Below are 15,407 nucleotides of genomic sequence, written 5' to 3'. Positions count from 1 at the left end.
GAAGGATTCGCCCCGACAGACCGTATGCGGTTAGCAACTGTGTGCGTGATTGGCTGATGGAACTCACGGCAGACATCTTCCCGTTACCTCGCGATGCGATATTGGGTGGGCAATAAATCCCCTATAATAAAGTGCGCGCTGTTTATCCTGTGCAAGCATGATGCGATGGCGTGAATTATTATTGAGTCGATGTATTACAATAAGAAATATTCACTAAACGTATACTTGCTTAATTAATGGTTGCGTTACGAGTAATGTTGATTTATATACTGACCCTCTGTTCCTGCAATTTGGCAGGGCGAAAGAAAAAAGAATAAAATGAATCATCATAACATCTAAGAAAATTACAGTTTTCTGTTGGGGCATACCGAGCGGCACTGCGTCTGTTTGTCTGCTTTTTTATATTTAATGTTAAATCTTTTTCATCATGGACGTCTCGCGTCTTTCTCATGGCATGAGAAGTGACCAAAACATCAGAGAGTTAGGGAATGATTGAACCTTTGGGGCTAATTAAGAATTTTGCACGCGTTCGCACGCGCATATTCGTGACGATTGCGTTTTTCTCATCGGTCATAAATATACTGATGCTGGCACCATCTATTTATATGTTGCAGGTTTACGATCGCGCGCTGTCATCCGGGAATACCACAACGCTTTTTATGTTGACGCTGCTGGTGTTATTTATGTTTGCCGTCATGGCACTCCTTGATTACGCGCGTGGCATCGTCATCATCCGATTGGGTAATCAATTTGATAATGCGCTTTCGCCTGCAATCTATACCGCTGCATGTGAAAGTAATCTCGTTAAGCACAGCCCGAATGCCGGGCAGGCTATCAGCGACCTCACCGTTATACGCCAGTTTGTTACCGGCCCGGCGTTATTTGCGGTTTTTGATTCCATTTGGTTTCCTGTTTACCTCGGCGTTATTTTTCTTTTTAACACCTGGCTCGGGGTGTTCTCGCTTTCAGGCGCATGTCTGCTGCTGGCCCTGGCGCTTATTAACGAAAAAACGACGCGTCAGCTTTTGAATGAAGCGGGGGGGTATGCCTTGATCTCAAATCACCAGGCTAACAGCTCCTTACAATCTGCTGAGACGCTGCATGCCCTGGGGATGACTGACAACGTGAAGGCGCGCTGGTGGCGCGGACATCAACAGTTCCTTTATTGCCAGAGTGCGGCCAGTGAACGCGCTGTATTGATGTCTGCCGTCACCAAAACCGTACGCATGGCGCTTCAGTCCCTGATGTTGGGGCTGGGCTGCTGGCTGGCGATTCTGGGAGACATCTCGCCGGGTATGATGATCGCGGGCTCAATTTTGCTCGGAAGAGCGCTGTCACCGGTGGAACAACTCATCAGCGTGGCGAAAGGCTACCGGTCAGCTCGTCTGGCATGTGAACGCGTGGTTCGTCTGACGGGAGACTTTCCCCCGGCGCAGGAGAGCATACGCCTGCCGGCTGCGCAGGGAGTGCTCACGGTTGAGAATGTCACCGTTTTCCCTCCGGGAAACCCCCGGCAACCCATACTGCAAAACATCACTCTGCGGGTAAACCCGGGTGAGGTGCTGGGAATTGTGGGAGCCAGTGCATCGGGGAAATCCTGTCTCGCCAGAGTGTTGTGCGGTGTCTGGCCTGCCGGAGAGGGGGATGTCAGGCTGGATGGGGCAGATATTTACCAGTGGCAGAAGCAGAAGCCGGGTCCCGGAATCGGCTACTTGCCGCAGGACGTTACGCTTTTTACGGGAACCCTCGCTGAGAATATTGCCCAGTTTGGTGAGATTGATTCAACGCAACTGATCGCCACGGCAAAGATGGCCGGGATCCACGACATGATTTTGCGTATGCCTGACGGGTATAACACCCTGACCGGCGAGCAGGGGATGGCCCTGTCGGGTGGGCAAAAACAGCGCATTGGCCTGGCCCGGGCGCTGTACGGCAATCCGGCACTGGTGATCCTTGATGAGCCCAACGCTCACCTCGATGAATCGGGTGAGCAGGCTTTGCAGCAGGTTATCCGGCAGCTCCGGCAGCAGAAAAAAAGCGTCGTCATCATTTCTCATCGTCCGGGAATATTGCCGCTGACCAGCCATCTGCTCGTCCTCGAAGGCGGAAAAACGAAGGTTTATGGCCCAACGGCACAACTCTTACAGCAGTCAGCTCGCCCGGTAAATAAGACAAACAGCGTCCCTGCTGAACAAGGAAAAGTCCATGCATAATAGCGATGCGCAGAAGACGCCCCTTGTTGACGTCGTTCCGTTTGTCCGCCTTGGCTCGGTAGTGTTGCTGGCAGGTCTGGGATCTTTCTTGCTCTGGGCGGCATTTGCGCCGCTGGATAAAGGTGTTGTTTCCACCGGAACCGTGGTGGTGGACGGCTACCGTAAGGCCGTACAGGCACCCACAGGCGGTGTGGTGACAAGCATCGCCGTCAAAGAGGGGCAGACGGTACATAAAGGCGATCTGCTGGTGCTGCTCAGCCAGCAATCGACGCTCGCCCAACTCTCCGCTGCGCGCCAGCATTATCTGACGTCGCTCATTGCTGAAAGCCGCCTGCAGTCTGAGCTGGCGGGCATGCAAACGCTGACGTTGCCCCCTGAGACAGAAGACGAAGCCCTGCGGGATGCGATCAAGCCCATAGTGGCTCAGCAACGCCAGCTTATGCATGCCCGGCAGGAGGCGCTGAAAAATGCTCAGGAAAATGACGCTCAGGCCATTGCAGGGCTGGCTCGCCAGCGCGATTCTCTTGCCAGAACCTGCGAGACGAAAGCGCAAGGACTCGCACTGTTAAATCGTCAACTCAAAGACCTGAAACCACTAATGGAAGAGGGCTATTTCCCCCGTAACCGCTATCTCGATATCCAGGTGCAATCGGCGTCTCTGGCGGGCGAGGTGGGTGAAACCCGCAGCAAAATCGTAGAGTTAGGGAATCAGATCGCCCAGCTCAAACGCGGCATGCAGCAGCGGTTGATTGATAACCGGAAAGATATTGAAACGCAAATTGACCAGCTTCGCCTGCAGGTCAGCGAGAGCAAAAAACAGCTGACGCTCTCCGGTGTCGATCTCTCCCTGACCCGCGTTGTCGCACCGCAGGATGGTGTGGTAATGAACCTCGCGCTTGCCAGCGACAGCGCGGTGGTAAGCGCGGGCGAGCAGCTACTGGAAATTGTCCCGCAGGCCTCCCCCCTGATTATCGACTCACAAATTGACGTCGCTCTGATCGATAAAGTCCATAAGGGCATGCCCGTTACCCTGATGTTTACCGCCTTCAACCAGCAAAGCACGCCGAAAATCCCGGCCCGGGTATCGCTGGTGTCAGCGGATCGCCAGACCGATCCCACCACCCAGCAGCCGTACTACAAGATTCAGATCGCCGTTACGCCGGAGGGGATGAAAAAGCTGAAGAGCGAGGAGGTTAAACCGGGTATGCCAGTAGAGGTCTTTATTAAAGCCGGAGAGCGCTCGCTGTTGAGCTATCTGCTGAAACCCATTGTGGATCGTGCATCGCGGTCGTTCATCGAGGAGTAAAGATGCTTACCGCAAAATTCATACCTGTTGTGTATCTGCTCACGCTGATGGCGTCCTTTTCAGCAGGTGCGCTGACACTGACTCAGGGCTGGTTCATGGCGCTGGACAACGATCCGCAATACCGCGCTGCCGTGAAGGATCAGCTTGCCGGAGAAGAGTACATCCCCATCGGTCGCGCCGGGTTACTGCCAAAAGTCAGCGTTAGCTATCAACGCGCACCGCGTAACTGGCAGCGGCAGCAGTACCAGCAGACAAATTTGTTGGGGGAGCATTCTGAGGTGGTGCAACATCAACAATATGACAGTTATTCGGGATCGGTTACCGTTGTTCAGCCGCTGTTTGATTACGATGCCTATGCGGGGTATCGCATCGGCATTATCAAAAAAATGCAGTCTGATGAACGCTACCGAAGCAGTTTGATTGATCTGCAAAACCGCTTCATTACCGCCTGGCTGGATCTTACCGAGGCGCATCAACGGCTCCAGCTTGCGACTCTGCATCGTCAGGGGCTGGAAGAGCAGAAAAAGCAGGCTCAGCGACAGTTCGAGGCCGGTGAGGGCGCAGTAACGGATGTCACCGAGACCGCCTCTGCGCTCAGCCTGGCGATTGCGGATGAGGTGGAGGCGCGCGATACGCTGGATACGGCTAACGTTGCGTTATCAGCGATCGTGGGCATGGATCTCTCGCAGACGGCAGCGCTACCGATACTCGGTGAAAAGCCGCTTAAGCTGCCGCTGGCATCAGGAGACTATCGATACTGGGAACAAAAGGCGGCCGCGCATAATCCCGATATCCTTTCTGCCGGACATAGCGTGGAAGAAAAACGCTATGAAATTGAACGCAGCCGCGCTGGCGCGCTTCCCCGGGTACAGCTTTACGCGATGCATTCTGAGAACGATTCAAGCAACGACAATACCATTCATCAGAAATATCGTACCGACAGCATAGGCCTGCGCGTCAGCATGGATCTCTTTTCCGGGGGCGGCGTTTCAGCGTCCCTGCGTCAGGCAGCGGCCCGCTATGAGCAGGCAAAATATCTTCATGATGCACAGCGGCTGGCGACCTACAGCGAAATTAAAAAATCCTTAAATAAATGCCTCCATGCGTCAGAGCGCCTTGCTGCCTATGCTTCCGCGGTGGACGCCGCCAGGCGTCAGATTGAAGCGACGAAAAAAAGCATTCAGGCTGGTCAGCGCATGAATATCGATTTATTAAATGCAGAACAATCTTTCTATAAAACCAAAGTTGAGCTTACTGCAGAAAAACATGCTGTCATTAAGGCATGGGTCAGTTTGCTCGCGCAGACGGGCGAAATAAACAATGATAACGTTATGTTACTTGATTCGTATTTTGCTCAATGATTGTTGATAATAAACAGAGGGACGACTATGCCTGTATTCGATTATCAGGGCGAGAAAAACACGCAGCTTATTAAGGATGCACTGACCATTGAAAGTATCAATTTTGGTGCAGCTACGTATGCTGATTATACCTATACAGAAGAAAATGGCTGGAAAGTATTAGACGGGACCACGCTTAACTACAGCGGCTGTACTAATCCCTATGGTGCTTTTTATGGCGAAAGTCTTCTTGAAACCAGCGCCGAATGCAATGTTATGGGAAAATATGACGCCAATGGCAAGCTGGTCAATATAGGCATTAGCTTCTGGGGGACGGGCACTTACGCCAGCGCGCCTTCACTTCAGCATACCATCAATACCGCGATGGATACCGTCAGCGACGTATTATCTGCATTGGTCGACGGCTATGCGGATAACTATGTTCTCAACGCGTATAAAAACCTCATGAGTTCGGTGGCCGCGTTTGCCACGGCAAATGGCCTGACCGGTAATGACATCATCATTACCGGACATAGTCTTGGCGGACTGGCTGTTAACAGCATGGCAACCCTGTCCGCACAGGGCCAGTGGGGTGGTTTCTTTGAGGACGCAAGCTACATCGCATTCGCCTCTCCGACTCAAAACCTGGCCGATGACAAAGTGCTTAATATTGGTTATGAGAACGATCCAGTATTTCGTGTGTTAACGGGTCACAGCTTGACGCTGGACAGTTTATTTAACCACGACACGCCGCTTGAAACCTGCACCAACAACATCGTCTCCTTTAATGATTACTATGCCGGCCTGACCAACGATTGTAAGATCTTTTCGATCGCGAATATGGCGTCCTGGGCCGGGCACTCCGGTCAGGGCTATACGGATGGTGCATTACGAATTATGGATTCTGAAATCTATGATTTCACCCATCAAAATTCCAATATCATTGTTTCTAATCTTTCTGAAGCATACCGTTCCACGACCTGGGTTTCGGATCTCAATAAATCCGTAACGCATGTGGGGTCGACATTTATTATTGGTACCGAAACAAATGATTTATTACAAGGCGGGAAGGGTAACGATTATCTCTGCGGTGGTGGGGGAGATGACAGTTTTAAAGATCACAGCGGCTATAACGTTATTTATGGTGGCGCAGGGACTAACACCTACGTAACGGAATGTCATATTGCCGATTTTACGTTTAGCCACGATGCAGAAGGGACGCTGTACTTTAAATATTCCACCGGCGATATTACACGGGCGGAAGATATCCATTACGTTAACGCAGACCACACCTTGTTTAGCCTGTTTGGTATTAACATCAACCAGAACGCGACATGGCAGGTCACGGATTATGGCTTAGAAGGTGACAGCGGCTCAATCGCGTATGCGAAAAGCTATTATGCCGATACAGAGAACAGTTTCACTATCTCGACTGCCAGTAATGACAGCTGGTTCTATTCAGGGGCCAATGACAGTGAGATCAGCGTAAACGGGAACAATAACAATGTGGTTTCCGGGTATGCCGACGACGCCATCCACCTTAACGGCAGCGAAAACACGCTTCTCTTCTACGGTGATTTTGGTCATGACACGGTCTATAACCTCTCCGCCAGCGACAGCCTGATCTTTATGGCTAACCAGAACATTGCCGATAATGACAGCTATCTCAACCACCTGTCGTTTGAAGGTGATAATGCCTTACTCACCTACGGCGACAGCAGCGTCACGCTGGTCGGTGTGAATACCGATATGCTTTCGCAGATGCATATTGCGGTAGCATGACTCTTATCCCCGCGGGATCCTCGCGGGGATAAATCCCAGCAGAATGGTCCTGCCCGTCAGCGCATCTGGTGCTTTTTGAGCAATGCTCTTAACTGGTGGTAGGTCAGCCCCAACAGTTCAGCTGCCCCTTTCTGGTTATATTTCGCCTTCCTAAGGCTCTGCTCCAGTAGCTGTTGTTCCTGCTTATGCTGAAACTGGCGCAGATCGAGCGGGAGTGAGGGCCCATCGTTCGAACGCGCCGGCGCGGTAACAGATGGCGCGTTACGCTGAAAAGGATCGAGAATAATGTTGTCCAGTTCCGTTTCGCTGCTGCCGTGACGGTAGACAGAGCGTTCGACGACGTTCTTCAGCTCGCGAATATTCCCCGGCCAGGGATAGTTAAGCAGCGTCTCCCGGGCATTATCGCTAAAGCCCGGAAAGAGCGGCAGACCCAGCTCACGGCACATCTGAATGGCAAACTGTTCCGCCAGCAGCATAATATCGCTGCGCCGTTCACGCAGCGGTGGAAGCTGGACGACGTCAAAAGCGAGGCGGTCGAGCAGGTCGGCGCGAAATTTATCCTCAGCCACCATTTCCGGCAGGTTGGCATTTGTCGCACAGACCAGACGCACGTTAACCTGTAGCGGCTGGCTGCCGCCGACGCGTTCCAGCTCGCCATATTCAATGACGCGCAACAATTTTTCCTGTACCAGCATTGGCGCGGTGGCCAGCTCGTCAAGGAACAGGGTGCCGCCGTCGGCACGCTCGAAACGGCCAGGGTGGCGCTTTTGCGCCCCGGTAAAGGCTCCCGCTTCATGGCCGAACAGCTCGGTATCCAGCAGGTTCTCATTCAGCGCGGCGCAGTTAAGCGAAATAAAAGGACCATCCCAGCGCCCGGACAGATAGTGGAGTCGGTTGGCGATCAGCTCCTTGCCCGTGCCGCGCTCACCGATAATCAGCACCGGTTTGTTGAGAGGGGCGAGGCGTGAAACCTGCTCCAGTACTTCGAGAAAGCTGTTAGCCTCACCGAGTAAATTGTCTTTATATTCAGCCATGATGAAATTAACCACTCCTTAGCGAGATTCACCAGGTGAGCTTAGTTCCAACGTGATCGAAAATCAATCACATTCAGTGAAATCAATAAGATAAAAAGTTGGCACGGGAATTGTATTATCTGTACAGCAGGGCATCGCTCGATAACAGAAATGTGAGGATTGAATTATGGGTATTTTTTCTCGTTTTGCCGACATCGTGAACGCCAACATCAACTCGCTGCTTGAGAAAGCGGAAGATCCGCAAAAGCTGGTGCGTCTGATGATTCAGGAAATGGAAGATACACTGGTTGAAGTGCGTTCTACCTCCGCCCGTGCGCTGGCTGAGAAAAAGCAGTTAACCCGCCGTATTGAGCAGGCTACCGCCCAACTTAATGAATGGCAGGAAAAAGCCGAACTGGCGCTGCGTAAAGATAAAGAAGATCTGGCCCGTGCCGCATTGATTGAAAAACAGAAACTGGCGGATATGGTTACCGCGCTGGAACATGAAGTTACGCTGGTGGACGACACGCTCACCCGTATGAAGAAAGAGATTGGCGAGCTTGAGAACAAGCTGAGCGAAACCCGTGCGCGTCAGCAGGCACTTACGCTGCGTCACCAGGCGGCAAACTCTTCCCGCGATGTACGCCGTCAGCTGGACAGCGGTAAGCTTGATGAAGCAATGGCGCGTTTTGAGTCCTTCGAACGTCGTATCGATCAGATGGAAGCGGAAGCGGAAAGCCACAGCATCGGTAAGCAAAAATCGCTCGATCAGCAGTTCGCCGATCTGAAAGCCGACGATGAAATCAGCGAGCAGCTGGCGGCCCTGAAAGCCAAAATGAAGCAAGACAATCAATAATAATTCATGCGGCACCTGAGCGTGCCGCCACGCATCGTACGACAAGGAGTACACATGAGCGCGCTTTTTCTCGCTATTCCCCTGACCATTTTCGTGCTGTTCGTGCTGCCGATTTGGTTATGGCTGCACTACAGCAACCGTTCTTCACGGGACGCCCTTTCCCAGAGCGAGCAACAACGTCTGGTACAGCTGTCCGATCAGGCGAACAAGATGCGTGAACGTATTCAGGCGCTGGAAGCTATCCTGGATGCGGAACACCCGAACTGGAGGGAGCGTTAATGTCAGGACTGAATCTGAATAAAAAGCTGTGGCGGATCCCACAGCAGGGCATGGTTCGCGGCGTCTGTGCGGGGCTTGCCCACTATCTGGATGTACCGGTTAAACTGGTGCGCGTGGTAACGGTGTTATCGATTTTCTTCGGTCTGGCGTTTATCACTCTGGTGGCGTACATCGTATTGTCGTTTGTGCTCGACCCCATGCCGGAAGGTGAACTGGCTGCAGAAGGCGCACCGAGCAGTAGTGACATTCTGAACCAGGTGGATGCTGAACTCGCCGCAGGTGAAAAGCGGTTGCGCGAAATGGAACGTTACGTCACGTCTGATACCTTTACGCTGAGAAGTCGTTTTCGTCAGCTTTAAGAGAGAACATAGATGAACAAAAACTGGCAACAGGCCGGTCAGAAGGTAAAACCCGGCCTGAAAATCGCAGGTAAACTGGTCCTGCTGACGGCGTTACGTTATGGTCCGGCAGGCGTGGCTGGCTGGGCAATAAAATCTGTTGCCCGTAAGCCGGTAAGACTGTTATTGGCCGTGGCGCTGGAGCCGCTGCTGCAAAAACTGGCCAAACGTTTTTCCCGTCGATACTTATCCTGATCTCCGCGTATACCGCAGTCTTTCTCTTATGAGAGGAGGGCTGTCGGCATTTCTCTTCGTTTTCTTCCTTTTCTGTCTTTCTTTGCGGCAGCTCACATTACTGCGCTGAGTTGCCTTGAGAAGACGTTTTTACCCCCTCAGGTCCGTTGACAGATATTTTTCATGGGAGTAGATTGCGTTTCGTGGGACCGCTACCATGGAAAAATAAAGTGAACGATAAAATTAAAAATTTAATCAATCTTGTTTACGGCGAATCGTTTTCTGAGGCGCACCGTGAAACACTGTCAGGGAAAATCTCCAGAGCTGCTGCTGTTATTACCGAAAAGCGTAAAGCCGGTTGGGATGAAAAAGATATCGTCCTGATAACCTATGCCGATCAGTTCTACAATAAAGGGGAGAAAGCGCTGCCTGTTTTTACCCGTTTTTATAACAAATGGCTTTCTCGTTCATTTTCTCATGTGCATCTTTTACCTTTTTACCCGTGGTCCTCTGATGATGGTTTTTCCGTTATCGATTACCATGACGTTGCGCCTGAAACGGGAGCATGGCAAGACGTTGCTGAATTAAAACAATATGCCAGTTTAATGTTCGATTTTGTTTGCAACCATATGTCAGCGAAAAGCCAATGGTTCGCTCATTATCTTGCGCAAAAACCGGGCTATGAAGATTTCTTTATTTCCGTGGATCCGCAAACTGATTTATCTGCTGTGACACGGCCTCGCGCATTGCCTCTCCTGACACCTTTTACACTTGATGATGGAAGCGTTCGGCATCTGTGGACGACCTTCAGCGATGATCAGATTGACCTCAATTTCGCCTCTCCTGAGGTGTTGATTGCAATGGTGGATGTGCTTCTCCATTACCTGATGGAAGGGGCGCGCTATATCCGCCTTGATGCGGTTGGCTTTATGTGGAAGATCCCCGGAACAAGCTGCATCCATCTTGAACAAACGCACCGTTTGATTCAGCTCTTCCGCGCCATTACGGACGCTGTGGCACCGGGTACGGTGATCATCACTGAGACCAATGTCCCGCATAAAGACAACGTTTCTTACTTTGGTGACGGCAAGAATGAAGCCCAGATGGTGTATCAGTTCTCCTTGCCACCACTGGTTCTGCATGCCGTTCATCGTCAGGATGTACGGGCACTTTGTCAGTGGGCCACATCGCTGGAACTGCCGTCAAAGCAAACCACCTGGTTTAACTTTTTGGCCTCGCACGACGGGATCGGACTTAATCCGTTACGCGGAATTTTACCGGAATCGGAAATTCTGTCGCTGGTGGAAACACTCCAGCAGGAAGGCGCGCTGGTTAACTGGAAAAATAACCCTGACGGTACGCGCAGCCCGTATGAAATCAATGTAACCTATCTGGATGCATTAAGTGCTAAGAAGGATGAAGATACTCTGCGCATCGCCCGTTTTATTCTGGCTCATGCCGTTCTGTTGAGTTTCCCGGGTGTGCCTGCAATCTATATTCAGAGTATTATTGGCTCCCGTAATGATTATGAGGGTGTGGAGCGGTTAGGGTATAATAGAGCAATAAACCGAAAGAAATATCAGTCCGGTGAAATTGATCATAAACTCGACGATATTAATAGCCTTCGTCATAAAGTTTATTCTGGATTGAGTGCGCTAATTTCGTTACGCCGTCAGGAAAAAGCGTTCCACCCGGACAGTCAGGCGCGCTTTGAAACATCCGGGGAGCATGTTTTGAAAATAGTTCGCATTGCCGATAACGGCGAGCGAATAACAGCGCTCTTTAATTTCAGTAATGATATTCAACACCTCCCTTCAAATAGTCAGACAGGAAAAGATTTAATAACCGGGATCAATATTAACGATACGACGTTGACCCTAAATCCATGGCAGGTTATGTGGATTAAAGAAAACTAAAAAAGGACCTTAACAATGAAAATGCCGAGAATTGTGCTGATTTCAGCACTGGTTTCGTGCGCCCTGTTAGCAGGCTGCAAGGACGACACACAATCTTCTGTGACCATCGAGTTTATGCATTCGTCGGTGGAGCAGGAGCGTCAGGCCGTCATCACGAAACTGATTGAGAAATTCGAGAAAGAGAATCCCTCCATCACGGTGAAACAGGTGCCGGTGGAAGAGGATGCATACAACACCAAGGTCATTACCCTCGCGCGGACCGGCGCACTGCCGGAGGTGATTGAGGTCAGCCATGACTATGCAAAAGTGATGGATAAAGAGCAGTTGCTGGACCGTGACGCAATTGGCGAAGCCATTAAAGCCGTCGGTGAAAAGACGTTTTATGACGGCATTCTCCGTGTTGTTCGCACGGAAGACGGCACCGCGTGGACGGGGGTGCCAATTAGCGCCTGGCTGTCAGGCGTCTGGTACCACAAAGATGTTCTCGCCGCGGCGGGTATTAAAGAGCCGCATAACTGGCAACAGCTGCTGAAAGCCAGTCAGATGCTCAACGACCCGGCTAAGAAACACTACGGTATCGCGCTTCCAACCGCTGAAAGCGTCATGACCGAGCAGGCCTTCTCCCAGTTTGCCCTTTCAGGTGGGGCAAACGTCTTCGACGCGCAGGGCAACATCCAGATCGATACGCCTGAAATGTTAAACGCGCTGGCGTTTTATAAAGAACTGGCGAAGAACACGATGCCAGGCTCAAACGACGTCATGGAGATCAAAGACGCGTTCATGAACGGTTCTGCGCCAATGGCGGTTTACTCCACCTATATTCTGCCTGCCGTGTTTAAAGAAGGGGATCCTGCCAACCTGGGCTTCGTGGTTCCAACGGAAAAATCGTCTGCGGTTTACGGCATGGTGACGTCGCTGACGATCACGACCGGCCAGACTGAAGAAGAAACCAAAGCCGCTGAGAAATTTGTGACCTGGATGGAGCAGGCTCAAAACGCCTCGGACTGGGTCATGATGTCTCCGGGGGCGGCGTTACCGGTGAACAAACTGGTGGTGGATACCGAGAGCTGGAAAAACAACGAGGTCATCAAAGCCTTTGGTCAACTGCCGTATGAGCTGATCGCACAGTTCCCGAATGTGCAGGTATTTGGGGCCGTGGGCGACAAAAACTTTACCCGCATGGGCGACGTGACAGGTTCCGGCATCATCAGTTCGATGGTGCATAACGTGACGGTAGGTCAGCAAGACCTCAACACCACGTTAAGCAACAGCCAGAAACGCCTGACTGACCTGGTTTCACAACGATAGGAGCGCTTCTGCGGAAGGAAATTATGAAGACGTTGTTTTCTGGTCGTTCAGATATGCCTTTCGCCATGCTGCTGTTGGCCCCCAGCCTGATTTTGCTGGGGGGCCTTGTGGCCTGGCCAATGATTTCCAACATTGAAATCAGTTTCTTACGCTTGCCGCTCAACCCGCGCATTAGCGCGGTGTTTGTTGGGCTGGATAACTACATCCGTATTTTGAGTGATGCAGCGTTCTGGCACTCCCTGTGGATGACCTTCTGGTATACGGCCCTGGTGGTGATAGGTAGCACGGGGCTAGGGCTGGCTGTCGCCATCTTCTTTAACCGGGAGTTTCGGCTGCGCAAAACGGCGCGTTCGCTGGTGATTTTATCTTACGTCACGCCGTCTATTTCACTGGTGTTTGCCTGGAAATACATGTTCAACAACGGTTACGGCATCGTGAACTACCTGGGGGTAGACCTGCTGCATCTGTATGACCAGGCACCGCTGTGGTTTGACAACCCCGGCAGCAGCTTTGTGCTGGTGGTGCTATTCGCCATCTGGCGCTACTTCCCGTATGCGTTTATCTCGTTTCTCGCGATCTTACAAACGATTGATAAATCGTTATACGAAGCCGCAGAAATGGATGGTGCGAATGGCTGGCAACGTTTTCGCATCGTCACGCTGCCCGCGATTATGCCGGTGCTGGCCACGGTCATCACGCTGCGAACCATCTGGATGTTTTACATGTTTGCGGACGTGTACCTGCTGACTACCAAAGTCGATATTTTGGGCGTCTATCTCTACAAAACGGCGTTTGCCTTTAACGATTTGGGTAAAGCTGCGGCTATCTCAGTGGTGCTGTTTGTGATCATTTTCGCCGTCATTCTGCTGACCAGAAAAAGGGTAAATCTCAATGGCAACAAATAAACGCGTACTGGGACGTATTGGTTTTTATCTGGGGCTCGCGGCGTTCCTGATCATCACGCTGTTCCCATTTTTCGTGATGCTGATGACCTCCTTTAAAAGCGCCAGAGAGGCGATATCGCTGCATCCGACCATTCTGCCGCAGGAGTGGACGTTACAGCATTACATCGACATCTTTAACCCGCTGATTTTCCCGTTTGTGGATTACTTCCGTAACAGCATGGTGGTGTCACTGACCTCGTCGATCGTTGCCGTGTTTCTCGGCACGCTGGGGGCTTACGCCTTATCCAAACTGCGTTTTAAAGGGCGCACGACGATCAACGCCAGCTTCTACACCGTCTACATGTTTTCAGGGATTCTGCTGGTGGTGCCGCTGTTCAAAATCATCACCGCGCTCGGCATCTATGACACCGAACTGGCGCTGATTATCACCATGGTGACTCAGACGTTACCCACGGCGGTATTTATGCTGCGCAGCTATTTCGACACTATCCCGGACGAAATAGAAGAAGCCGCGATGATGGATGGCCTTAACCGCCTGCAAATCATCTTTCGCATTACCGTTCCGTTAGCGATTTCGGGTCTGGTGTCGGTCTTTGTCTACTGCTTCATGGTGGCGTGGAACGACTATCTGTTTGCCTCCATTTTCCTGTCCAGCGCCAGCAACTTCACCTTGCCGGTAGGGCTGAACACCCTTTTCAGTACGCCAGATTACATCTGGGGCCGCATGATGGCGGCATCGCTGGTGACGGCACTGCCGGTGGTCATCATGTATGCGCTGTCTGAACGTTTTATTAAAAGTGGTTTGACCGCCGGTGGCGTTAAGGGCTGAGGCGGCCAATTTTAACAAGGAGTGAGTAATGAAGAAGTTAGTTGCGACAGCGCCGCGTGTGGCAGCGCTGGTCGAATATGAAGACCGTCCCGTTGCCGTTCATGAAGTGAAAATTCGCGCCCGCTTTGGCGCACCGAAACACGGCACCGAAGTGGTGGATTTCAGGGCGGCGAGTCCGTTTATCGATGAAGAGTTTAACCCTGACTGGCAGTTGTTTACGCCGCGTGAAGAGGGGGCGGCTCGCGGGATCGAGTTTGGTAAATTCCAGCTCGGGAACATGATTGTCGGGGACATCATTGAGTGTGGCGCTGACGTAACGGAATACCGTGTCGGAGACCGCGTTTGCTGTTATGGACCGCTACAGGAAACGGTCATTGTGAATGCCGTCAACAACTACAAACTGCGCAAAATGCCTCAGGGCGCCTCTTGGAAAAATGCGGTCTGCTACGACCCGGCACAATTTGCAATGAGCGGCGTACGTGACGCCAATGTGCGGGTAGGGGATTTTGTCGTCGTCGTTGGGCTTGGCGCGATTGGTCAGATTGCCATCCAGTTGGCAAAGAAAGCCGGTGCGTCAATCGTTATCGGTGTCGACCCTATCGCGCACCGCTGCGACATCGCCCGTCGCCATGGGGCAGACTACTGTCTGGATCCGATTGGCACGGATGTTGGTCTGGAAATCAAAAAACTGACCGGCAAGCAGGGCGCGGATGTGATTATCGAAACCAGCGGCTTTGCTGATGCGCTGCAGTCTGCGCTGCGCGGGCTCGCTTACGGCGGCACCATCTCATACGTGGCCTTTGCGAAACCGTTCGCGGAAGGCTTTAACCTCGGCCGCGAAGCGCATTTCAATAATGCGAAAATTGTCTTCTCCCGCGCCTGCAGCGAACCAAATCCTGATTACCCACGCTGGAACCGTAAGCGTATTGAAGAGTCCTGCTGGGAATTGCTGATGAACGGCTATCTCAATTGCGAAGATTTAATCGACCCGGTCGTAACGTTTACCACCAGCGCTGAGAGCTACATGACCTATGTCGATCAGCATCCTGAACTGAGTATCAAAATGGGCGTCACGTTCTGAGCTAAGG

At 51.8% G+C, this 15,407-nt stretch carries 14 protein-coding genes; 13 read left to right on the top strand and 1 reads right to left on the bottom strand.

Features of this window, described 5'->3' with window-relative positions:
* The first annotated feature begins 488 nt into the window (after window positions 1-488).
* Genes ACMWKA_RS21590 through ACMWKA_RS21575 form a run of 4 tightly spaced genes read left to right on the top strand, consistent with a single transcriptional unit; the run spans window position 489 to window position 6,641 of the window.
* Window positions 489-2,213, top strand: a complete 1,725-nt coding sequence (locus ACMWKA_RS21590; RefSeq protein ID WP_414760604.1) for a type I secretion system permease/ATPase — start codon at window positions 489-491, stop codon at window positions 2,211-2,213.
* Entirely contained in the window at window positions 2,206-3,519 is a 1,314-nt protein-coding gene (locus ACMWKA_RS21585) for an HlyD family type I secretion periplasmic adaptor subunit (RefSeq protein WP_414760603.1), read from the top strand. The genes ACMWKA_RS21590 and ACMWKA_RS21585 overlap by 8 nt, the downstream gene beginning before the upstream one ends.
* Before the next feature lie 2 nt (window positions 3,520-3,521).
* On the top strand, window positions 3,522-4,880 hold the full coding sequence (locus tag ACMWKA_RS21580; RefSeq protein WP_058660366.1) for a TolC family outer membrane protein: 1,359 nt from the start codon (window positions 3,522-3,524) through the stop codon (window positions 4,878-4,880).
* 27 nt (window positions 4,881-4,907) lie between these two features.
* Complete coding sequence (locus ACMWKA_RS21575; RefSeq protein ID WP_414760602.1) at window positions 4,908-6,641, top strand: lipase; 1,734 nt, start codon at window positions 4,908-4,910, stop codon at window positions 6,639-6,641.
* A 56-nt stretch (window positions 6,642-6,697) separates the two neighbouring features.
* On the opposite strand, the gene pspF is transcribed toward ACMWKA_RS21575, so the two are convergent.
* A complete protein-coding gene (gene pspF / locus ACMWKA_RS21570) occupies window positions 6,698-7,675 on the bottom strand; it encodes a phage shock protein operon transcriptional activator (RefSeq protein WP_284958549.1) in 978 nt (325 codons plus the stop codon).
* Window positions 7,676-7,841: 166 nt separating this feature from the next.
* Here pspF and pspA point away from each other — a divergent pair, with 166 nt between their 5' ends.
* The 9 genes from pspA to ACMWKA_RS21525 all read left to right on the top strand — a co-directional run bounded on the left by pspA (window position 7,842) and on the right by ACMWKA_RS21525 (window position 15,400).
* A complete protein-coding gene (gene pspA, locus ACMWKA_RS21565; RefSeq protein ID WP_013096403.1) occupies window positions 7,842-8,510 on the top strand; it encodes a phage shock protein PspA in 669 nt (222 codons plus the stop codon).
* A gap of 54 nt (window positions 8,511-8,564) precedes the next feature.
* On the top strand, window positions 8,565-8,789 hold the full coding sequence (gene pspB / locus ACMWKA_RS21560; RefSeq protein WP_013096404.1) for an envelope stress response membrane protein PspB: 225 nt from the start codon (window positions 8,565-8,567) through the stop codon (window positions 8,787-8,789).
* Window positions 8,789-9,148 carry an envelope stress response membrane protein PspC gene (pspC, locus tag ACMWKA_RS21555; protein ID WP_013096405.1) on the top strand — a complete coding sequence of 120 codons (360 nt, stop codon included), beginning with the start codon at window positions 8,789-8,791 and terminating at the stop codon, window positions 9,146-9,148. Before pspB ends, pspC begins: the two co-directional genes overlap by 1 nt.
* 12 nt (window positions 9,149-9,160) lie before the next feature.
* Window positions 9,161-9,382, top strand: coding sequence for a phage shock protein PspD (gene pspD, locus ACMWKA_RS21550; RefSeq protein ID WP_013096406.1), 222 nt, complete (start codon window positions 9,161-9,163; stop codon window positions 9,380-9,382).
* Window positions 9,383-9,591: 209 nt separating this feature from the next.
* The gene (locus ACMWKA_RS21545; RefSeq protein WP_414760601.1) at window positions 9,592-11,277 is read left to right on the top strand and encodes an alpha-amylase family glycosyl hydrolase; all 1,686 of its coding nucleotides are present in this window, start codon (window positions 9,592-9,594) and stop codon (window positions 11,275-11,277) included.
* Between the two features lie 15 nt (window positions 11,278-11,292).
* Entirely contained in the window at window positions 11,293-12,585 is a 1,293-nt protein-coding gene (locus ACMWKA_RS21540; RefSeq protein WP_348569066.1) for an ABC transporter substrate-binding protein, read from the top strand.
* A 23-nt stretch (window positions 12,586-12,608) separates the two neighbouring features.
* The gene (locus tag ACMWKA_RS21535; protein ID WP_013096409.1) at window positions 12,609-13,490 is read left to right on the top strand and encodes a carbohydrate ABC transporter permease; all 882 of its coding nucleotides are present in this window, start codon (window positions 12,609-12,611) and stop codon (window positions 13,488-13,490) included.
* Window positions 13,477-14,319 carry a carbohydrate ABC transporter permease gene (locus tag ACMWKA_RS21530; protein WP_013096410.1) on the top strand — a complete coding sequence of 281 codons (843 nt, stop codon included), beginning with the start codon at window positions 13,477-13,479 and terminating at the stop codon, window positions 14,317-14,319. Before ACMWKA_RS21535 ends, ACMWKA_RS21530 begins: the two co-directional genes overlap by 14 nt.
* A 28-nt stretch (window positions 14,320-14,347) precedes the next feature.
* The gene (locus tag ACMWKA_RS21525; protein WP_346720713.1) at window positions 14,348-15,400 is read left to right on the top strand and encodes a zinc-binding alcohol dehydrogenase; all 1,053 of its coding nucleotides are present in this window, start codon (window positions 14,348-14,350) and stop codon (window positions 15,398-15,400) included.
* The last annotated feature ends 7 nt before the right edge of the window (window positions 15,401-15,407 follow it).

Source organism: Enterobacter sp. 03-F-07-AD-ECC, assembly GCF_047530935.1.
In the GTDB taxonomy this organism is placed as follows: Bacteria; Pseudomonadota; Gammaproteobacteria; order Enterobacterales; family Enterobacteriaceae; genus Enterobacter; species Enterobacter cloacae.
This window is presented reverse-complemented; position numbering and strand designations above follow the sequence as displayed.